Source organism: Bradyrhizobium sp. WSM1253 (assembly GCF_000244935.1).
Classification (GTDB): Bacteria; Pseudomonadota; Alphaproteobacteria; order Rhizobiales; family Xanthobacteraceae; genus Bradyrhizobium; species Bradyrhizobium canariense.
The window spans coordinates 1,496,439-1,516,239 of sequence record NZ_JH600073.1 but is presented as its reverse complement, the minus strand read 5'-3'; the positions used below and the strand labels follow the sequence as shown (position 1 = coordinate 1,516,239).

General features: G+C 64.2%; 18 protein-coding genes and 1 pseudogene. 18 read left to right on the top strand and 1 reads right to left on the bottom strand.

Annotated elements, in window-relative coordinates; all coding sequences use genetic code 11:
• Window positions 1-54 precede the first annotated feature (54 nt).
• The 3 genes from chvE (at window position 55) to mmsB (ending at window position 4,081) form a co-directional block, all read left to right on the top strand.
• Complete coding sequence (gene chvE / locus BRA1253DRAFT_RS08970) at window positions 55-1,128, top strand: multiple monosaccharide ABC transporter substrate-binding protein (RefSeq protein ID WP_007593237.1); 1,074 nt, start codon at window positions 55-57, stop codon at window positions 1,126-1,128.
• A 188-nt stretch (window positions 1,129-1,316) separates the two neighbouring features.
• Window positions 1,317-2,894, top strand: a complete 1,578-nt coding sequence (gene mmsA / locus BRA1253DRAFT_RS08965) for a multiple monosaccharide ABC transporter ATP-binding protein (protein ID WP_007593235.1) — start codon at window positions 1,317-1,319, stop codon at window positions 2,892-2,894.
• Window positions 2,891-4,081 (top strand): multiple monosaccharide ABC transporter permease, encoded by a 1,191-nt coding sequence (mmsB, locus tag BRA1253DRAFT_RS08960; protein ID WP_007593232.1) that lies wholly within the window; start codon window positions 2,891-2,893, stop codon window positions 4,079-4,081. The genes mmsA and mmsB overlap by 4 nt, the downstream gene beginning before the upstream one ends.
• Before the next feature lie 84 nt (window positions 4,082-4,165).
• On the opposite strand, the gene BRA1253DRAFT_RS44375 is transcribed toward mmsB, so the two are convergent.
• Window positions 4,166-4,321 carry a hypothetical protein gene (locus BRA1253DRAFT_RS44375; RefSeq protein ID WP_007593230.1) on the bottom strand — a complete coding sequence of 52 codons (156 nt, stop codon included), beginning with the start codon at window positions 4,319-4,321 and terminating at the stop codon, window positions 4,166-4,168.
• 172 nt (window positions 4,322-4,493) lie between these two features.
• Here BRA1253DRAFT_RS44375 and BRA1253DRAFT_RS08955 point away from each other — a divergent pair, with 172 nt between their 5' ends.
• The 15 genes and pseudogenes from BRA1253DRAFT_RS08955 to BRA1253DRAFT_RS08885 all read left to right on the top strand — a co-directional run bounded on the left by BRA1253DRAFT_RS08955 (window position 4,494) and on the right by BRA1253DRAFT_RS08885 (window position 19,614).
• Window positions 4,494-5,069 (top strand): cytochrome c oxidase subunit 3 family protein, encoded by a 576-nt coding sequence (locus BRA1253DRAFT_RS08955; RefSeq protein ID WP_007593229.1) that lies wholly within the window; start codon window positions 4,494-4,496, stop codon window positions 5,067-5,069.
• 2 nt (window positions 5,070-5,071) lie between these two features.
• Window positions 5,072-5,332 carry a cytochrome C oxidase subunit IV family protein gene (locus BRA1253DRAFT_RS08950; RefSeq protein ID WP_007593227.1) on the top strand — a complete coding sequence of 87 codons (261 nt, stop codon included), beginning with the start codon at window positions 5,072-5,074 and terminating at the stop codon, window positions 5,330-5,332.
• Between the two features lie 96 nt (window positions 5,333-5,428).
• Window positions 5,429-5,881: a cytochrome c gene (locus BRA1253DRAFT_RS08945; RefSeq protein WP_007593225.1), complete on the top strand. Its 453-nt coding sequence runs from the start codon at window positions 5,429-5,431 to the stop codon at window positions 5,879-5,881.
• Between the two features lie 39 nt (window positions 5,882-5,920).
• Window positions 5,921-7,267, top strand: a complete 1,347-nt coding sequence (locus BRA1253DRAFT_RS08940) for a cbb3-type cytochrome c oxidase subunit I (protein ID WP_007593223.1) — start codon at window positions 5,921-5,923, stop codon at window positions 7,265-7,267.
• A gap of 59 nt (window positions 7,268-7,326) precedes the next feature.
• Window positions 7,327-8,139 (top strand): CbbQ/NirQ/NorQ/GpvN family protein, encoded by an 813-nt coding sequence (locus tag BRA1253DRAFT_RS08935; RefSeq protein ID WP_007593221.1) that lies wholly within the window; start codon window positions 7,327-7,329, stop codon window positions 8,137-8,139.
• A 10-nt stretch (window positions 8,140-8,149) separates the two neighbouring features.
• A complete protein-coding gene (locus tag BRA1253DRAFT_RS08930) occupies window positions 8,150-10,066 on the top strand; it encodes a nitric oxide reductase activation protein NorD (protein ID WP_007593214.1) in 1,917 nt (638 codons plus the stop codon).
• A 74-nt stretch (window positions 10,067-10,140) separates the two neighbouring features.
• Window positions 10,141-10,805 (top strand): annotated as a pseudogene (locus tag BRA1253DRAFT_RS08925) (HAD family hydrolase).
• An 8-nt stretch (window positions 10,806-10,813) separates the two neighbouring features.
• Entirely contained in the window at window positions 10,814-11,764 is a 951-nt protein-coding gene (locus tag BRA1253DRAFT_RS08920; protein ID WP_007593213.1) for a sugar-binding transcriptional regulator, read from the top strand.
• A gap of 288 nt (window positions 11,765-12,052) precedes the next feature.
• Entirely contained in the window at window positions 12,053-13,366 is a 1,314-nt protein-coding gene (locus BRA1253DRAFT_RS08915; protein ID WP_007593212.1) for a sugar ABC transporter substrate-binding protein, read from the top strand.
• 90 nt (window positions 13,367-13,456) lie between these two features.
• Window positions 13,457-14,329: a carbohydrate ABC transporter permease gene (locus tag BRA1253DRAFT_RS08910; RefSeq protein ID WP_007593211.1), complete on the top strand. Its 873-nt coding sequence runs from the start codon at window positions 13,457-13,459 to the stop codon at window positions 14,327-14,329.
• Window positions 14,330-14,332: 3 nt separating this feature from the next.
• A complete protein-coding gene (locus BRA1253DRAFT_RS08905; RefSeq protein ID WP_007593210.1) occupies window positions 14,333-15,163 on the top strand; it encodes a carbohydrate ABC transporter permease in 831 nt (276 codons plus the stop codon).
• 16 nt (window positions 15,164-15,179) lie between these two features.
• A complete protein-coding gene (locus BRA1253DRAFT_RS08900) occupies window positions 15,180-16,187 on the top strand; it encodes an ABC transporter ATP-binding protein (protein WP_007593209.1) in 1,008 nt (335 codons plus the stop codon).
• Between the two features lie 32 nt (window positions 16,188-16,219).
• Window positions 16,220-16,993: an SDR family NAD(P)-dependent oxidoreductase gene (locus BRA1253DRAFT_RS08895; protein WP_007593208.1), complete on the top strand. Its 774-nt coding sequence runs from the start codon at window positions 16,220-16,222 to the stop codon at window positions 16,991-16,993.
• 38 nt (window positions 16,994-17,031) lie between these two features.
• The gene (locus tag BRA1253DRAFT_RS08890) at window positions 17,032-18,672 is read left to right on the top strand and encodes an FGGY-family carbohydrate kinase (RefSeq protein WP_007593205.1); all 1,641 of its coding nucleotides are present in this window, start codon (window positions 17,032-17,034) and stop codon (window positions 18,670-18,672) included.
• 6 nt (window positions 18,673-18,678) lie between these two features.
• Window positions 18,679-19,614: a carbohydrate kinase gene (locus BRA1253DRAFT_RS08885; protein ID WP_007593204.1), complete on the top strand. Its 936-nt coding sequence runs from the start codon at window positions 18,679-18,681 to the stop codon at window positions 19,612-19,614.
• Window positions 19,615-19,801: the final 187 nt, after the last annotated feature.

Below are 19,801 nucleotides of genomic sequence, written 5' to 3'. Positions count from 1 at the left end.
CACCAAAGTTCTCGGCGACACGAAAAAACAGTCTGACACCAAAGGGAGTGAAACATGCTGAAACTGAAGACGACCTTCCTCGCGCTGGCGCTGGCCGGCGCTGCGACGATGGCCGCGGGCGTCACCGCCTCGGCCCAGGACAAAGCAACAGTCGGCATCGCCATGCCGACCAAATCGTCGGCGCGCTGGATCGACGATGGCAACAACATGGTCAAGGTGCTGAAGGAGCGCGGCTACAACACCGACCTGCAATATGCCGAGGACGACATTCCGAACCAGCTCTCGCAGGTCGAGAACATGGTGACCAAGGGCGCGAAAGCGCTGGTGATCGCCGCGATCGACGGCACTACGCTGTCCGACGTGCTCAAGCAGGCGAAAGCGAAAGGCATCACCGTGATCGCCTATGACCGCCTGATCCGCGGCACGCCGAACGTCGACTATTACGCGACGTTCGACAATTTCCAGGTCGGCGTGCTCCAGGCCGAGTCGATCGTGCAGGGCCTCGGCCTCAAGGATGGCAAGGGTCCGTTCAACATCGAGCTGTTCGGCGGCTCGCCCGACGACAACAACGCCTACTTCTTCTACAACGGCGCGATGAGTGTGCTGAAGCCGTACATCGACAGCGGCAAGCTCGTCGTCGTCTCCGGCCAGATGGGCATGGACAAGGTCGCGACCTTGCGCTGGGATGGCGCCACCGCGCAGGCCCGCATGGACAATCTGCTCAGTGCCTACTACGGCAACAAGAAGGTCAACGCGGTGTTGTCGCCGTATGACGGCCTATCGATCGGCATCATCTCCTCGCTGAAGGGCGTTGGTTATGGCAGCGCCGGCCAGCCGATGCCCATCATCTCGGGCCAGGATGCCGAGGTGCCCTCGATCAAGGCGATGCTGCGCGGCGACCAGTATTCGACCATCTTCAAGGACACCCGCGACCTCGCCAAGGTGACCGCCGACATGGTCGACGCTGCGCTGGCCGGCAAGCAGGTCACCGTCAACGACACCAAGACCTACGAGAACGGCGCCAAGACCGTGCCGTCCTATCTGCTCAAGCCGGTCGTGGTCTACAAGGACAATTGGGAGAAGGTCCTGGTCGACAGCGGCTACTACAAGAAGTCGCAGTTCCAGTAAGAGGTCTACTCCCTCTCCCGACCTGCGGAGAGGGAGTTCTTTAGGGTTAGGGCGAAGCGCATGTTTATCAACTCGTCATGCCCGGGCTTGTCCCGGGCATCCACGTCCCTCTTCGCAAGCGGCTGCACGTGGATGGCCGGGACAAGCCCGGCCATGACGATTGTGGAAGCCCCCGGGAGAATGATCCAATGACTGCAATGCTGGAGATGCGTAACGTCAGCAAGAGCTTTTCCGGCGTGCAGGCGCTGCGCGATGTCAACTTCTTGGTTGAAGCCGGGCAGATCCACGCCCTCGTCGGCGAGAACGGTGCCGGCAAGTCCACGCTAATGAAGGTGCTCAGCGGCGTCTATCCGGCCGGCAGCTACGAGGGCACCATCATCTTTGATGGCGAGGAGCGCCGCTTCCGCGACATCAACGATTCCGAGGCGCTCGGTATCATCATCATCCATCAGGAGCTGGCGCTGATCCCGCTGATGTCGATTGCCGAAAACATCTTCCTGTCGCATCCGCCGTCCAAGCTCGGCGTCATCGATCGCGACGAGGTCTATAGACGCACGCGGGAACTCCTGGCGCAGGTCGGCCTCAAGGAATCGCCGGATACGCTGATCACCGATCTCGGCGTCGGCAAGCAGCAGCTTGTCGAGATCGCCAAGGCGCTGTCCAAGCGGGTGCGGATGCTGATCCTGGACGAGCCGACCGCGAGCCTCAACGAGGCTGACAGCGCCGCGCTGCTCGAACGCCTCATGGCGTTCCGCGCGCAGGGCATCGGCTCGATCCTGATCTCGCACAAGCTGAACGAGGTCGCCAAGGTCGCCGACCACATCACCGTGCTGCGTGACGGCCGCACCGTCGACGGCATCGACTGCCGCGCCGAGCCGATCCAGGAAGACCGCATCATACGCAGCATGGTCAACCGCGATCTCGCCCATCGCTTTCCGGAGCGGAGCGCAAAAATCGCCGAGCCCGTTCTCACCGTCGAGAACTGGTCGGTCTACCATCCCATCCATCCCGAGCGGCAGGTGATCAAGAACGTCGATTTCAGCGTGAAACGCGGCGAGGTCGTCGGCATCGCCGGGTTGATGGGGGCGGGGCGCACCGAGTTCGCCATGAGCCTGTTCGGCCGCTCCTGGGGCACCACGATCAGCGGTCGCATCCGGCTCGAGGGCCGTGAGATCGTGCTGCCCAACGTGGCCGCCGCGATCGACGCCGGCCTTGCCTATGTCACCGAAGACCGCAAGCAGCTCGGACTGATCCTCGCCGACGACGTCCGCAAGAACATCACACTGGCAAGCCTCGACCAGGTCGCCCCCAACCGGGTGATCGACGACATCGCCGAGCTGAAGGTCGCCAGCGATTACCGCAACCGGATGCGCATCCGCTGCTCCGACGTCTATCAGGAGACCGGCCAGCTCTCCGGCGGCAACCAGCAAAAGGTCGTGCTGTCGAAATGGCTGATGACCGACCCCAAGGTCTTGATCCTGGACGAGCCGACCCGGGGCATCGACGTCGGTGCCAAATACGAGATCTACTGTATCATCAACGAGCTTGCGGAAGCCGGCCGCGGCGTGGTGGTGATCTCCTCGGAGATGCCCGAGCTACTCGGCATCTGCGACCGCATCTGTGTCATGAACGACGGCGCCTTCGTCGGCGAGTTCCCCGGCGCCGAAGCGACGCAGGAAAAGATCATGCGCGCCATCATGCGCAACGACAGAAATTATGGAAGCAGCGCCCTCGCGGGTGCGGAGATGGGAGGATCGCAGCTATGACCGACAAGGCGGTTTCGCTGCCCGAGGAGGGCCGGCACGGCAGCTTCATCAAGAACAATTTGCGCAATTACGGCATGCTGATGTCGCTGATCGCGATCATGCTGTTCTTCCAGGTCATGACCGGCGGCACGCTGCTGCAGCCGCTCAACCTGACCAATCTGGTACTGCAGAACAGCTACATCGTCATCATGGCACTGGGCATGCTGCTCGTCATTGTCACCGGCCATATCGACCTCTCGGTCGGCTCGGTCGCGGGCTTCGTCGGCGCGGTGGCCGCCGTGCTGATGGTGACATACAAGGTCGACTACACGCTCGCCTTCATCGCCTGCCTGCTGCTGGGCGCGGCAATCGGCGCCGCGCAGGGCTATTGGGTGGCCTATTTCAAGATTCCGTCCTTCATCGTGACGCTGGCCGGCATGCTGGTGTTCAAAGGACTTGCGCTCGCGGTGTTGCAGGGCCAGTCGCTCGGGCCGTTCCCGGCGACCTTCCAGAAATTGTCGTCGGGCTTCATTCCGGAGATGCTGCCCGAGGCCGGCACGCTGCATCCGACGTCGATGCTGGTCGGTGCGGTGCTCGCGCTCGGCCTCGTCTACGCCAGCGCCAAGGGGCGCTCGCGCGAGCAGTTGCACGGCATCGAGGTCGAGCCTTACGCGTTCTTCCTCGGCAAGAGCATTCTCCTGGCCTGCGCCGTGCTCTATTTCACCTATCTGATCGCCTCGCATCGCGGTCTGCCGAACGTGCTGGTCATCATGACCGCGCTGATCGCGCTCTACGGCTTCGTCACCCGCCGCACCGTCATCGGTCGGCAGGTCTACGCGGTCGGCGGCAATGCGAAAGCGGCAAGCCTGTCGGGCATCAAGACGGAACGGTTGACCTTCCTCACCTTCGTCAACATGGGCGTGCTCGCCGCGCTCGCCGGCCTCGTCTTCGCCGCGCGCCTCAACACCGCAACGCCGAAGGCGGGTCTCGGCTTCGAGCTCGACGTCATCGCCGCCTGCTTCATCGGCGGCGCCTCGGCCTATGGCGGTGTCGGCCGCGTCGGCGGCGCCGTGGTCGGTGCCATGATCATGGGTGTGATGAACAACGGCATGTCCATCCTCGGCATCGGCATCGACTATCAGCAGGTCATCAAGGGTCTGGTCCTGCTCGGGGCGGTGTGCATCGACGTATATAATCAGCGGAGATGAGGCTGCGTAGCCTGGATGGAGCGAAGCGCAATCCGGGGCTACTGACCCGCATTCCGCTCTGCTCCATGCGGGCTACGGCAGTCATTACTGCGTCGTGATCAGCACCCCGGCGATCGCGACGGAGAGGCTCACCGCCGAGACGGTGGCCACGGTCGATAGCACGCCCATTCGCCGGAGCGCGATGGCGAAGACGATGATGATGGGCGTTGCGGTCATCAGCCCGATTTGTGCATCGCTCATGTTATCGCTCGCAGCTCCACGGAACCCTGGGGCGTTTGGTACCGCGACCCGGCCGGCCGGACGTTGCGACGGCGCAAACAAATTGATCGGCATTCCCCAAGTTTGTCCGGCAACAAACTCGGATCGGCACGGCTGAGCTAAGTCTGGCTGGTGTCCTGATCCGGAAGAGCAGATGTCGGCAGCCGATTGCGAACCACGGGGAGCCGGCTGGGGAATTCTGGACGATCTTCCCGGCGATCCCATGATCTGGGTGCTGATCTTCAGCGAGCTCGCCGCCTTCGGTCTGTTTCTCGGTGCATTCGCGGTCGCCCGCGCGATCCATCCGGCCGTGTTCGCGGTGGGGCAGGCGGCGCTTGATCCGGGTCTCGCCGGATTGAACACTGTCGTGCTGGTGACGAGCGGTTGGGCCGCAGCCCGGGCTGCGAAGACCGCGCGGGCCAGCGAGAGCCGGGCGACACAATCCTGGCTCCTCACAGCCATGGGGCTTGGCGGCCTGTTCGTGGCGATCAAGCTCGGCGAATATGCCGAAGAGATCGGACGCGGCATCGGACTCGAGACCAGTCCGTTCTTCACACTCTACTTCCTCCTGACCGGCTTCCATCTTCTGCACGTCTGCCTCGGCATCATCATCCTCGCATTGGTCTGCCGCCGCGCTGAAGCGTTCGGCGTCGAGACGGGAACGGCCTTCTGGCACATGGTCGATCTGGTCTGGATCGTGATGTTCCCGATTCTTTATCTGGTGCGGTGACGATGCCGGATCGCCTGGACATCACATGGATCGCGCTGATCGGCCTCGCGCTCGCGACCATCCTGGTGCCACCGCTGGTGCCGCGGCCGCTGCTCGGCAACGCCCTGCTGCTGGCCTTGGCCGCCGTCAAGGGCCGCCGGATTGCGCTCGATTTCCTCGATCTTCGCGCGGCGCCTGCGCTCTGGCGCGGCCTCGTCAGCGCCTGGATCCTCATGGTGGTGCTGTTTGCCTGGCTCACATCTGCCGTCAGCGCCCTGATCTGACTCACTCCTTGCGCCCTGACAAAGAACAGGCCGTGCCGATCAGCGATAAATCGCATCACCGATTTTCTCGGCGGGACTCAATTGAAAGGATTGGCAATGGCTGAACGCCTGACCAAGTCGGCCGCTCGAAACGTCTTCTACGGCGGCTCGGCCTTTTTCTTCGCCATCTTCATCGGGCTGACGGCGCACAGCCACTACTACATGGTCACGACCTCGACGGACGCAGTGACGCTGACGTCGTCGGTCGCCCGCGGCAAGCATGTCTGGGAGAAGAACTCCTGCATCAATTGCCACACGTTGCTCGGCGAAGGCGCCTATTTCGCGCCCGAAGTCGGCAACGTCTGGGATCGATGGGGCGGCAAGGAGGATCCGGCCGGCGCGCGAGAGACGTTGAAGGCCTGGATGCAGTCGCAGCCTTCAGGCGCGGAGGGCAGGCGGCAGATGCCGCAATTCAACCTCACCGACCAGGAGCTCAACGATCTCGCCGATTTCCTGCAATGGGTGAGCACGATCAAGCGCCAGGATTGGCCGCCGAACAAGGCCGGTTGAGCCCGCCGCTTTCCTCTTTCAAGACAGAGAGAATCCGAGATGAAATATCAGACCCAAAAAGTCGCGATGCTGTATTTCTACGGCGCGCTGACCCTGTTCCTGGCTCAGGTCCTGTTCGGCCTCCTCGCCGGGACGATCTACGTCCTGCCCAACACGCTGTCGGTTCTGCTGCCGTTCAACATCGTCAGGATGATCCACACCAACGCGCTGATCGTGTGGTCGTTGATCGGCTTCATGGGCGCGACCTACTTCCTGCTGCCTGAGGAAACCGAGACCGAGCTGTACAGCCCGCTACTCGCAAAGATCCAGTTCTGGATGTTTTTTGGCGCAGCAGGCGTCGCGGTCGTGGGCTATCTCTTCCACTACCACGAGGGCCGCGAGTTCCTTGAGCAGCCCTTCATCATCAAGGTCGGTATCGTCGTCGTCTGCCTGATGTTCCTGTTCAATGTGACCATGACCGCGCTCAAGGGACGCAAGACCACGGTCACCAACATCCTGCTGTTCGGCCTGTGGGGCGTTGCGATCTTCTTCCTGTTCGCCTTCTACAATCCGGCGAACCTCGCCGTCGACAAGATGTACTGGTGGTACGTCGTCCATCTCTGGGTCGAGGGCGTCTGGGAGCTGATCATGGCCTCCGTGCTCGCCTATCTCATGATCAAGCTCAATGGCATCGATCGCGAGGTGGTCGAGAAGTGGCTCTACGTCATCATCGGCCTCGCGCTGTTCTCGGGGATTCTCGGCACCGGCCACCATTTCTACTGGATCGGCGCGCCCGGCTACTGGCAGTGGATCGGCTCGCTGTTCTCGACGCTCGAGGTCGCGCCGTTCTTCACGATGGTGATCTTCACGGTGCAGATGACCTGGAAGGCCGGCCGCAAGCATCCGAACCGCGCCGCGCTGCTGTGGTCGGTCGGCTGTTCGGTGATGGCGTTCCTGGGAGCCGGCGTCTGGGGTTTCCTGCACACGCTGTCCTCGGTGAACTACTACACCCATGGCACCCAGGTCACCGCTGCGCACGGCCATCTCGCCTTCTTTGGCGCCTATGTGATGCTCAACCTTGCCGTGATGGCTTACGCCATCCCGCAGATCAAGGGACGCGCGCCCTATAACCAGTGGCTCAGCATGACGAGCTTCTGGATCATGTGCACGGCCATGATGACCATGACGTTCGCGCTGACCTTTGCCGGCGTGGTCCAGGTCCATCTCCAGCGCGTGCTCGGCCAGGGCTACATGGACGTGCAGGACCAGCTCGCATTCTTCTACTGGGTGCGGCTCGGCTCCGGTGGGTTCGTCGCGATCTCCGCGCTGATGTTCGTCTGGGCGGTGCTGGTGCCCGGCCGCGAGAAGCTGGCGACCATTCCCGCCGTGCTGCAGCCGGCCGAGTAAGCGTGACGGCGGCCGCGTTTCGTCGCGGCCGCCGCTTCAGAAATCTACGGAGAAAGATCATGAAAGCAGCCCTTCACGCCTTGGCCGCTCCTGCACCCGCGCTACCGGCCTATGTCGCAAGCGGCAACGAATGCGCGCTGTTCGAGCATGCCTGGCGGCACCGGCTTCCGGTCCTGCTGAAGGGGCCGACCGGTTGCGGTAAGACGCGTTTCGTCGCGCATATGGCCGCGCGGCTGGGCTTGCCGCTCCACACCGTCGCCTGCCACGACGATCTCACCGCCGCCGATCTCACCGGCCGCTATCTGCTGAGAGGCGGCGACACTGTGTGGATCGACGGTCCGTTGACGCGCGCGGTCCGCGAGGGCGGCATCTGCTATCTCGACGAGGTAGTGGAAGCCCGCAAGGACGTCACCGTCGTGCTGCATCCGCTCACCGACGACCGCCGTATCCTGCCGCTGGAGCGAACCGGCGAGGAGCTCGTTGCTCCCGCGAGCTTCATGCTCGTCGTCTCCTACAATCCCGGTTACCAGACCCTGCTCAAGGCGTTGAAGCCGTCGACGCGGCAGCGCTTCGTCGCCATTGAGTTCGGCTTCCTGCCGACCGAGCAGGAGATTGCGGTGGTGTCGGCCGAGAGCGGGCTGCCGCCGGATCGCGTACGGCCGCTGGTCGCGCTTGCCGGACGTCTGCGGGCGCTGAAGGGGCATGATCTGGAGGAGGGCGTCTCGACCCGACTCGTGGTGTATTGCGCGACTTTGATTGCGGCGGGAGTCTCGATCGCCGATGCCGTGATCGCCGGCATGATCGAGCCGCTGACCGACGATTCCGACGTCAAGGCGGCGCTGCTGGATGTCGCGCGCGCCGTGATTGCGTGAGGCAGGTCCCATGCTCGACTTCCTCGAACTGGAGGAGACGGTCGGCCGCGCCTGGCACCGGATGGTCGGCGGCACCGCGAGCTATCCGGTTCACGATGATCACGCGGTCGCGCTTGCGGAGGTGAGAGGCCGGCTCGCGGTGATGTTCCGTGCGTTTGGCGGCGAGCCAGGCGTTCAGATCGCGAGCGCGGGTGCACGTAGCGCGGGCCATCGGCTCGGCTGGCGGCAGCGCATCGGCCTTGGAGACGAACGTCTCGAACAGCCGGGCCGCGACGCCGCGACCATCTTCCTCCCCGGTCGCATTGCGATATTTGCCGACCGCGACCTCAACGCATGCCTCTATCGCTGGCTTGCGGCGTGGTTCGCGGTCGCGCCGATCGAGACGATCACGGAGCATGATCCGCTGCGGCGGGACCTTCTGGTCTTGCGCCGGGCGAGCGAGACGGCGGTCTTCGTGCTCACGCAGTTTCCCGGGCTCGCCGCCGATTACGCGCGGCTCGCCGCAGCAATGGCCGAAGCCCGGCCGCAACGTCCGTTGCCGCGTCTTGAGCAGGAGATCGAGCGGATCGTGCTGGCCTTGCTCGGGACCGGAAAGGCGCCCGCAGGCCAGCTGTGGCCGGCGATGATGGGGACAGGTCCGCTGCCGGACAAGGTCCCGCCCGGCTATCGCTCGGTCCTGCCGTGTCCGCTCTGGGGCGATTGCTGGACGCGCGAGTTCTCGCCCGCGCATGCTGGCGACGACGCGTGCGCGCCGGGCGCGGGGGCCGCGACCCAGGACAATCGCAAGCGCTTTGCCGTGCGCGAGCGCGAGGACAACGCCAAACGCCGCGATCCCTTCGTGCTCAACCGCTTCGAAAAGATCCTCGCGATGGCCGAGATGGTCAATGTCGACCGTCCGGCCGATGACAACGAGGACGAGGACGCGCAGAAGGCCGCCGACGATCTCGAGGAGATGACGCTGAGCCGCCGCAGCGGCAAGCCGGCGAGCCGGCTCAAATTCGATCTCGACCTGCCGCCGGAAGCTCTCGATGCCTCGCCATTGAACGCAGATCTCACTTATCCCGAATGGGACTACCGCAGCAGCTCCTACCTGCCCGATCATTGCCGCGTGCTCGCGGGCGCCGCGTCCGAGACCGGCGAGATCTGGTCGCCCGACGAGACCATGCGCCGGCATATCCGTCAGGTGCGGCGGCGCTTCGAGATCTTGCGGCCGCGCCGCGAATTGATGCGCGCCCAGGCCGACGGGCACGATCTCGACCTCGACGCGCTCGTGCGCGCGCGGTGCGATCTTCGCGCCGGCAGCGGCGGCGGTCTCGATCGCATCCATGTCGCGATGCGCCCGCAGGGGCACGATCTCGCCGTCACGCTGCTCGTCGACGTCTCGCTCTCGACGGACGCCTGGGTCGAGGGCCATCGCGTGCTCGACGTCGAGAAGGAGGCGCTGCTCGTGCTCGCGCACGGCCTGTCGGCCTGCGGTGACCACCACAGCATCCTGACCTTCACGTCGCGCCGGCGGTCCTGGGTGCGGCTCGAAACGGTCAAAGCCTTCGGCGAGCCGATGAGCGCGGCAGTGGAGCGTCGTATCGGCGCGCTGAAGCCCGGCTATTACACGCGGATTGGCGCGGCGGTGCGCCACGCCTCGGCCGAGCTCGCCCGTCAGCCGCAGCGCAAGAAGCTGCTGCTCGTCCTCACCGACGGCAAGCCGAACGATGTCGATCATTACGAAGGCCGCTTCGCGGTCGAGGACACCCGCAAATCGGTGCAGGAGGCGCGCCGGCTCGGCATCGCCGCCTTCGGCGTCACGGTGGACGCAACCGCGCAGTCCTATTTCCCGACGCTGTTCGGGCGCGGCGGCTACGCCATCGTCGGTAATATCCGCCGACTGCCCGCGGCGCTGCCGGCGATCTACCGGCAGGTGGCGCACTGATCCAGAAAAGGGTGCGGCGTTCCGGCCTTGGGTGAGCTATTGCCCACCAATTGGGTATATGATCGAATGCTGGGATGGACCAGGGCCGGCCGAAACCCGATCTGATCATCTTCGACTGCGACGGCGTGCTGGTCGACAGTGAGCTGCTGAGCTGTCGGTGCCTGTCCGATGTGCTGGCCGAATGCGGCATCGCGCTGAGCCAGGAGCAAGCGCTCGAGCTCTTTCTCGGACGCAGCATCAAGGCGGTCGAGCAGCATTATCGGGATCTCGGGCAGGTCGTGCCGGACGGCTTTCTGCCGCGCTTGAGTCGCATGTGTTGAGCACGTTCGCCGGATCACTCCAGCCGATCGCGGGTGTGGCCGCCGTGATATCGGAATTGCGGGCACCATTCTGCGTGGCTTCGTCCAGCGACATCGACCGTGTCGCGCTCTCTCTTAACGTCACCGGCCTGCGGGCGCATTTCGGCGACCGGATCTACACGGCGCAGATGGTCAGGCACGGCAAGCCGGCGCCCGATCTCTTTCTCTACGCGGCCGAGCAGATGGGCGCGCAACCTGCGCGCACGCTGGTGATCGAGGACAGTGCGAGCGGCGTGCAGGCGGGCAAGGCGGCCGGCATGACGGTCTGGGGATTTGCCGGCGGCAGCCATTATCGCGGATGCGACGGGCAGGCTATACTGTCGGGTGCGGGGGCCGACCGGGTGTTCGCGCGCATGATCGATTTCTGGAAGGACGCCTGACGCCTGCCATGGCCGCCGAGAACGAAAAGTCCAGGCTCGATGACGCCGCGCGTGCCGGCTGGCTCTATTTCATTGCCGGTCACACCCAGGACGAGATCGCGAAGATGCTCCAGGTGTCGCGCGCGTCGGCGCAGCGGCTGGTGTCGCTGTGTCTCGCGGAACGGCTCATCACCTTCCGGCTCGAACATCCCATCGCCGCGTGCATGGAATTGGCGGCGCGTCTGAAGGAGCGTTTCGAGCTTACCCATTGCGAGGTGGTGCCGGCGGATTCCGCCGCGCCGCAGGCCACGGCGGGCATTGCCGAACGCTGTGCCAACCTGCTCGATTCCACCCTGCGTTCGGAAACCCCCGTCATCGTCGCGCTCGGGACGGGACGCGCCGTGCGCGCCGCGGTCGAGCGCGTCACGCCGATCGACCGGCCCAACCACCAGATCGTCTCGCTGGTCGGCAATATCTCCGCCGACGGTTCGGCGAGCTTCTACGACACCGTCGGCCGGCTCGCCGACCGCACCGGTGCGCGGCACTATCCGATGCCGCTACCGTTCCTGATGTCGTCCGAGGATGAGCGCAACAAGATGGTCCGGATCGAGCCGATCGCGAAGGTCAAGGCGGTCGCGGCCAAGGCGGATTTGCGCCTCGTCGGCATCGGCCAGATGGACCAGAAGGCGCAGGTCCATGTCGACGGCTTCGTGACCCGCGACGAATTGTTCGAGATGATGCGGCAGGGGGCGATCGGCGAGATCACCGGCTGGGCCTATGATTCCAAGGGTCGGCTGCTGAAGGCCGGAACCAACAAGCGCCTGACCAGCATCCCGCCGGAGGTCCCGGCGAAGACCACCACGATCGGCGCCGCCGTCGGCGCCGCCAAGGTGCCGGCGATCGCGGCGGCGCTGAATGGGCGGCTGATCAATGGCCTGATCACGGACGAGGCGACCGCAAGGGCGATTCTGGAGCGGTAGGGCGGCGATAGCGCCTCTCGCACTGCTGTCATCATCCGCGAAGGCGGATGATCCAGTACGCCGCGGCCTCGCTTAGGGCAAATCAACAGGCGGCACGGAGTACTGGATGCCCCGCTTTCGCGGGGCATGACAGCTGAGTGCGAGGCGGCAGCTCTCATCACTCCCGCATCGCAGCACTCATAAGTTGCGCGAACATCTTTGTGCCTGCTTGACAACGGCGCGCCCTCAGTCGAACATACGCCCAACGCGTGGGCATATGCTCAAAAGCGCGAGCTTAGGGAGGTCACCGTGAAACACGTCCTCGGCGCCGTCTGTGGCGCGTCTTGCCTGTTGTTGGCCGTCCCCGCGATGGCCGAAACCACCCTGACGATCGCCACCGTGAATAACGGCGACATGATCCGCATGCAGGGGCTGACGGGTGAATTCACCAAGAAGAACCCCGATATATCGGTCAAATGGGTGACGCTGGAAGAGAACGTGCTGCGCCAGCGCGTCACCACCGACATCGCCACCAAGGGCGGCCAGTTCGACGTTCTCACCATCGGCACCTACGAGGTGCCGATCTGGGCCAAGAAGGGCTGGCTGGTGCCGCTCGCCAATCTCGGCGCCGACTACGATGTCGCCGACCTCCTGCCCAAGATCAAGGATGCCGTCTCGGTCGACGGCAAGCTCTACGCCGCGCCGTTCTACGGCGAGAGCTCGATGGTGATGTACCGCACCGACCTGTTCGACAAGGCCGGCCTCAAGATGCCTGAAAATCCGACCTGGGATTTCGTCATCGACGCTGCCAAGAAGCTCACCGACAAGAGCGCCGGCGTCTACGGCATCTGTCTTCGCGGCAAGGCTGGCTGGGGCGAGAACATGGCGTTCCTCTCGGCCATGGCCAATTCCTACGGCGCACGCTGGTTCGACGAGAAGTGGCAGCCGCAGTTCAATACGCCGGAATGGAAGGCGACGCTCACGACCTATGTCGACCTGATGAAGCAGGCCGGCCCTCCCGGTGCGAGCTCGAACGGCTTCAACGAGAACCTCGCGCTGTTCAATGCCGGCAAGTGCGCAATGTGGATCGATGCCACGGTCGCGGCGTCGTTCGTCACCAATCCGAAGGACTCCAAGGTCGCCGACAAGGTCGGCTTCGCGCTGGCGCCCAACATGGGCCTGGGCAAGAACGCCAACTGGCTGTGGGCCTGGAGTCTCGCAATCCCCGCCGGCTCGAAGAAAGCGGAAGCCGCCGAGAAGTTCATCGCCTGGGCCACCAGCAAGGACTACACCAAGGTCGTCGCCGCGAAAGAGGGTTGGGCCAACGTGCCGCCGGGCACCCGAACCTCGCTCTACCAAAACCCTGAATATCTGAAGGTCGCCCCGTTCGCGAAGCTGACGCTCGCCTCGATCGACGCCGCCGATCCGAACAAGCCGACGGTGAAGCCGGTGCCCTACGTCGGCGTGCAATATGCGGCGATCCCCGAATTCCAGGGCATCGGCACGCAGGTGGGCCAGCAATTCTCGGCCGCGCTTGCGGGATCGATGACGGTCGATGCCGCGCTCACCGCGGCGCAATCTTCAACCGAGCGCGAGATGAAGCGCGCGGGTTACATCAAGTGAGCTCGATCTCTCCCTCCTGAGCTCAGACTTGCGGCCATCCACCGCTCCAGATGGATGGCCGCCTTCTTCCCGCAAGCGGAGAAGCCAAGAATGGCAACCCGGCAGACGCAGCTTCTCGCACGGACGCTCCTGACGCCGGCGGTCGGGCTGCTGTTCATCTGGATGATCGTCCCGCTCGCGCTGACGCTCTATTTCTCGACGCTGCACTACAGTCTGCTCGATCCCGGCTCGGAATCGTTCGTCGGGCTGGAAAATTTCCGCTACTTCCTCACCGATCCCGCCTTCCTCGCCTCGCTCCAGAACACGCTGGTGCTGGTCGGCTCGGTGCTGGCGCTGACCGTCCTGCTCGGAATTCCGCTGGCGCTGTTGCTCGACCAGCCCGTGATCGGCCTCAACATCGTGCGGCTGATGGTGATCGCGCCGTTCTTCGTGATGCCGACGGTGAGCGCGCTGGTCTGGAAGAACCTGCTGATGCATCCGGTGTCTGGGCTGTTTGCCTGGATCGCCTCGCTGTTCGGCTTGACGCCGATCGACTGGTTCACCGACGCGCCGCTGCTCGCCGTGATCCTGATCGTGTCATGGCAATGGCTGCCGTTCGCGACGCTGATTTTGCTCACCGCGATGCAGTCCCTCGACGAGGAGCAGAAGGAAGCCGCCGAAATGGACGGCGCCAGCGCGGTCTCGACCTTCATCTACATCACGCTGCCGCACCTCGCGCGCCCCATCACGGTGGTGATCCTGATCGAGACGATCTTCCTGCTCACCGTCTTTGCCGAGATCTACGTCACCACGGGTGGCGGCCCGGGACTGTCGACCACCAACATCGCCTTCCTGATCTATTCGCAGGCACTGATCCAGTACGATGTCGGCACCGCTTCGGCGGGCGGCCTCGTCGCTGTCGTGATCGCCAACATCGTTGCTTTTTTCCTCGTCCGTATCGTCGGTCGCAACCTGGAGGCATGAGACATGGCGCGGATGGCGACGAGGCAGCGGGTGGTGGTCTCGACCATCGGGGCATGGTTCTTCGGCTTCCTGATCTTCTTCCCGATCCTGTGGATGGTGCTGGCGAGCTTCAAGACCGAGCTCGAGGCTTTTGCGATCCCGCCGTCCTTCCTGTTCTTCCACTGGACCACGGAGAACTACGCGACCGTGCAGGAGCGCAGCGACTATTTCCTCCACGCGATGAACTCGATCATCATCGCCGGCGGCTCGACGCTCATTGCGCTTTTGATCGCGATCCCCGCCGCCTGGTCGATGGCGTTCTCGCCGACCAAGCGCACCAAGGACATCCTGCTCTGGATGCTCTCGACCAAGATGATGCCGCCGGTCGGCGTGCTGGTGCCGATCTATCTGATCTACAAGTCCTTCGGCCTGCTCGATTCCCGCATCGGCCTCGTCTTCATCCTGTGCCTCGGAAACTTGCCGATCGTGATCTGGATGCTGTTCACCTATTTCAAGGAGATCCCGCGCGACATCCTCGAAGCCGCGCGCATGGACGGCGCTACCATCGGTCGGGAACTGATTTACGTACTGACGCCGATGGCGATCCCGGGGCTCGCATCGACCATGCTGCTGAACCTGATCCTGGCCTGGAACGAGGCGTTCTGGACGCTCAATCTGTCGACCTCGAACGCTGCGCCGCTCACCACGTTCATCGCGTCCTATTCGAGTCCGGAAGGGCTGTTCTGGGCAAAGCTGTCGGCGGCTTCCACGTTGGCGATCGCGCCTATTCTCGTCCTCGGTTGGTTCAGCCAGAAGCAGCTCGTGCGCGGGCTCACCTTTGGCGCGGTAAAGTAGGAAGGGCTGCCGGATCATGGGTCAGATCACACTTCAGGATGTGCAGAAATCCTTTGGCCCCGTGCACATCATCAAGGGCGCGGACCTCGAGATTGCCGACGGCTCCTTCGTGGTGTTCGTAGGTCCCTCAGGCTGCGGCAAGACCACGCTCTTGCGGCTGATCGCGGGGCTCGAGGACGTCTCCGGCGGCAAGATCCTGATCGACGGCAAGAACGTGGTCGACACGCCGCCGGCCAAGCGCGGGCTCTCGATGGTGTTCCAGTCCTATGCGCTCTATCCGCATATGAGCGTGCGCGGCAATATCGGCTTCGGCCTGAAGATGGCGGGGCTGGCCAAGGACGAGATCAACCGCAAAGTCGAGGCCGCCGCGGCAACGCTGAACCTCACACCTTATCTCGACCGCAAGCCGCGCGAGCTCTCCGGCGGCCAGCGCCAGCGCGTCGCGATCGGGCGGGCCATCGTCCGCGAGCCCAAGGCGTTTTTGTTCGACGAGCCACTCTCCAATCTCGACGCGGCGCTGCGCGTGCAGATGCGGATCGAGGTGACGCGGCTTCAGAAGCAGCTCGGCACCACCGCGATCTATGTCACCCACGACCAGGTCGAGGCCATGACCATGGCCGACAAGATCGTGGTGCTCAACGGCGGCAAGATCGAGCAATACGGCTCGCCGCTGGATCTCTACGAGAAGCCGGCCAACCTCTTCGTCGCCGGCTTCATCGGTTCGCCCAAGATGAACTTCGTCACCGGCGAGCACGCCTTGCAGAAGGGCGCGGCAACGATCGGCGTACGGCCGGAGCATCTCAAGATCGAGCGCGACGGCGCCGGCGGCTGGCAGGGAACGATCGCGGTGGCCGAGCATCTCGGCAGCGACACCTTCCTTTATGTCGATGCCGGTCAGCTCGGCATGCTGACGGCGCGCTACATCGGTGAATTGAGCCTGCACGCCGGCGACCATGTATCGCTGGTGCCGGAGCCCGCGCGCATCCATCGCTTCGACGCGAGCGGTAACGCCATTCGGAACTGACAAGAAACGGCAAGAAAACCGGAAAGACCAAAATGTACCTGGAAAAATTCAAGCTGAACAGCAAGATCGCGTTCATCACCGGCGGCGGGCAGGGCATTGGGCTCGCCTGCGCCGAAGCGCTGGCTGAAGCCGGCGCCCGGGTCGTCATCGGCGATCGTGACAGCAAAGTCGCCGACAGTGCGAAAGCCGAGCTGAAGGCGAAAGGCTACGACATCGAGACGGCGATCATGGACGTCACCGACACCAGGCGCGTGGCGGAAGTGGCCAACGGCCTCGTTGCCCGCCACGGCAAGATCGACATCCTCGTCAACAATGCCGGCATCGCCCGCAGCGAGACACCGGCGGAGACCGTGACCGACGAGCACTGGCTCAACGTCATCGACGTCAATCTCAATGGCACCTTCTGGTGCTGCCGCGAGTTCGGCAAGCACATGCTCAACGCCAAGAGCGGCGCCATCGTCAATGTCGGATCGATGTCCGGATTCATCGTCAACAAGCCGCAGGAGCAGTGCTTCTACAACGCGTCCAAGGCCGGCGTGCACCATCTCACGAAATCGCTCGCCGCCGAATGGGGGGCGCGCGGCATCCGCGTGAACGCGGTCGCGCCGACCTATATCGAGACGCCGCTCAACGCCTTCGTGAAGAGCAATCCGAGAATGTACGATGCCTGGATCGGTGGAACCCCGATGGCACGGATGGGGCAGGTCGAGGAGATCGCCTCCGTCGTGCTGTTCCTGGCTTCTGAGGCCGCGAGCCTGATGACCGGCAGCATCGTGCTGGTGGATGGCGGCTACACTTGCTGGTAGGCTTGCGTCAAAATTGACGAGAGCTTCCGGGGGCGACAATGCCGCGAGCGTATATCGGCGTCGATGTAGGGACCAATAGCACGCGGGCAGGGGTGTTCGACGAGGCGGGCACCTTGCTGGCGACGGCCAAACATCCGATCAGGATCTGGCATGAGGCCGGCGATGTCGTCGAGCAGTCGTCCCAGGATATCTGGGACGCTTGCACGGCGTCGGTACGGGCCGCGATGGCGGAAGCTGCAATCGCGCCCGACAGCGTCGGCGGTATCGGTTTCGATGCCACCTGCTCCCTCGTGGTGCTCGACTGGCAAGGCGAGCCGCTCACCATCAGCGCCTCCGGCGACAGGCAGCGCAACGTCATCGTCTGGATGGATCACCGCGCAACGGCCGAGGCGCGACTGATCAACGAAACCGGTGATGCCGTGCTGCGCTATGTCGGCGGCTCGATCTCGCCCGAGATGGAGATGCCGAAACTGCTGTGGCTGAAGCGGCATATGCGCGTGAGCTTCGACACCGCAGGGCACTTCTTCGATCTTGCGGATTACCTGACCTGGCGCGCCACTGGCTCGTTGCAACGCTCGACCTGCACGGTCACTTGCAAATGGAACTATCTCGCCCATGACGGCGGCGGCTGGAGCGCGCCATTCTTCAAGCGCATCGGCCTGTCGGACTTCGTCAACGAGAAATACGCCCGCATCGGGACCGAGATTGTCGCGCCCGGCACGCGGCTCGGCGCCGGTCTAACCGGTACGGCAGCTGCCGATCTTGGCTTGTCACCGGGCACGCCGGTCGGAGCGTCCCTGATCGATGCCCATGCCGGCGGCATCGGCGCAATCGGCGGCCGAGATGAGTCGGACGGCGTCACAGATGTCTCCGACCGCCTTGCCTACATCATGGGAACGTCGGCCTGCATCATGGCGACGACCAAGGAGCCGTGCTTCGTGCCGGGCGTGTGGGGTCCTTATTACTCCGGCATGGTGCCGAATTTCTGGCTTAACGAGGGCGGGCAGTCCGCTGCGGGCGCTGCGATCGACCATCTTCTCAAATCGCATCCCGGCCACGCCGAAGCGAGCGCGGCGGCGCGCAGGGAGGGCCTAGACCTCATCGAGTTTCTCGAGCGCCGCATCATCGCACGCGCAGGCGGCGCCAGCCGCGCCGCGCTGCTGGCCCGCGACGTCCATGTTCTTCCTGAGTTCATCGGCAACCGCTCGCCCTACGCCGACCCTGACACGCGCGCGGTGATCGCAGGCCTCGATCTCGACACCGGCATCGCCTCGATGGAACGGCTGTTCGTCGCCGGTCTGTGCGGGCTCGCCTATGGGCTTGCCGAGGTGATCGAGGCCTTTGCCGCGCATGGCGTCCACTCCAGCATCATGATCATGGGCGGCGGCGCCAGCCGCAGCCCGCTGGTGCGGCAGATCATGGCCGATACGACTGGCCTTACCGTGGCGCTGCCGCAGACCACGGAGCCGGTGCTGCTCGGTGCCGCCATGCTTGGCGCCGTCGCCGGCGGCGCCTATGCCTCGATCGGGGAGACCATGGCAAAGATGTCGGCGCTGGGACGGAAGAGCGAGCCGACCACGCCCGACATCGCCGCCTTCCACGCCCGCAAACGCGGGGTCTACAGATTGCTGCGCGAGGTCGATCGCGGCGGCCGCGCCGCGATGCGAGTGGGAGTTTGAAAACGGATGCTGATTTCATGCGGCGATGCGCTGATCGATTTCGTCCCGACGCGAAACACCGACGGGCGCGAAGCGGTGATGCCGGCCGTCGGCGGCTCCTGCCTCAACGTCGCGATCGGCATGGCGCGCCTGGGCGCGCCGGCCGGCTTTGTCGGCGGCATCTCGACCGACCTGTTCGGGCGCATGATCGCCGACCACGCCGCTGCATCCAATGTCGAGCTCGCGCTCGCCACCCGCAGCGAACACCAGACCACGCTCGCCTTCGTTCGCATCGTCGCCGGCGAGTCGCATTACGCCTTCTACGACGCCGAGACCGCGACGCGGAACTGGACCTACCGGCGCGGCTCCATTCCGTTCGATACTGTTGAAGCCCTCCATGTCGGCTCGACCACACTGGTCAACGACCGGGGCGCGACCGAGACCAGGACCCTGATCGCGGACGCACGAGCGTCCTCGACAATCTCCTTTGATCCGAATTGCCGGCCCAACCTCGTGAAGGACAAACCGGCTTATCTCGCGCGCATGGCCGAGTTTGCGGCCAGCGCCGATCTCATCAAGATGTCGGACGTCGATTTTACCTATCTGTTCGCCGACGAGCTATATCACCAGCGTGCGAGCACGCTGCTCGCACGGGGCGCGGGCCTCGTCGTCATCACCCGTGGCGACAACGGTGCGATCGCGTGGCATGCGGGGGCAGGGCAGATCGAGGTCGCCGCCCCCAAGGTCGTGGTCGCCGACACCATCGGCGCGGGTGACAGTTTTCAGGCGGCGTTGTTGTTCGCCCTGCACAAGCAAGGACGTCTCGCCCGACAACAACTAAAGGATATCGGCGCGGACGAGCTGGGCCGCGCGCTGTCCTTTGCCGCCAATTGCGCTGGGCTGACCTGCACCCGTCCGGGCGCCGATCCGCCCTGGAGCCACGAGATCAGTTGGAGCTGGTAATTCGCTTTTTCCTTCTCCCCTTGTGGGAGAAGGTGGCGCGAAGCGCCGGATGAGGGGTTGCTTCCGCGAATTCACAAGCATGAGGTCACGCGCGGAGAGAACCCCTCACCCGTCGTCCGTGAAGAGCGGCTAAGCGATTGAGCTAGGATCGCATTTGACTTTGTGGACTGTTTTTGGAATGCAGGAT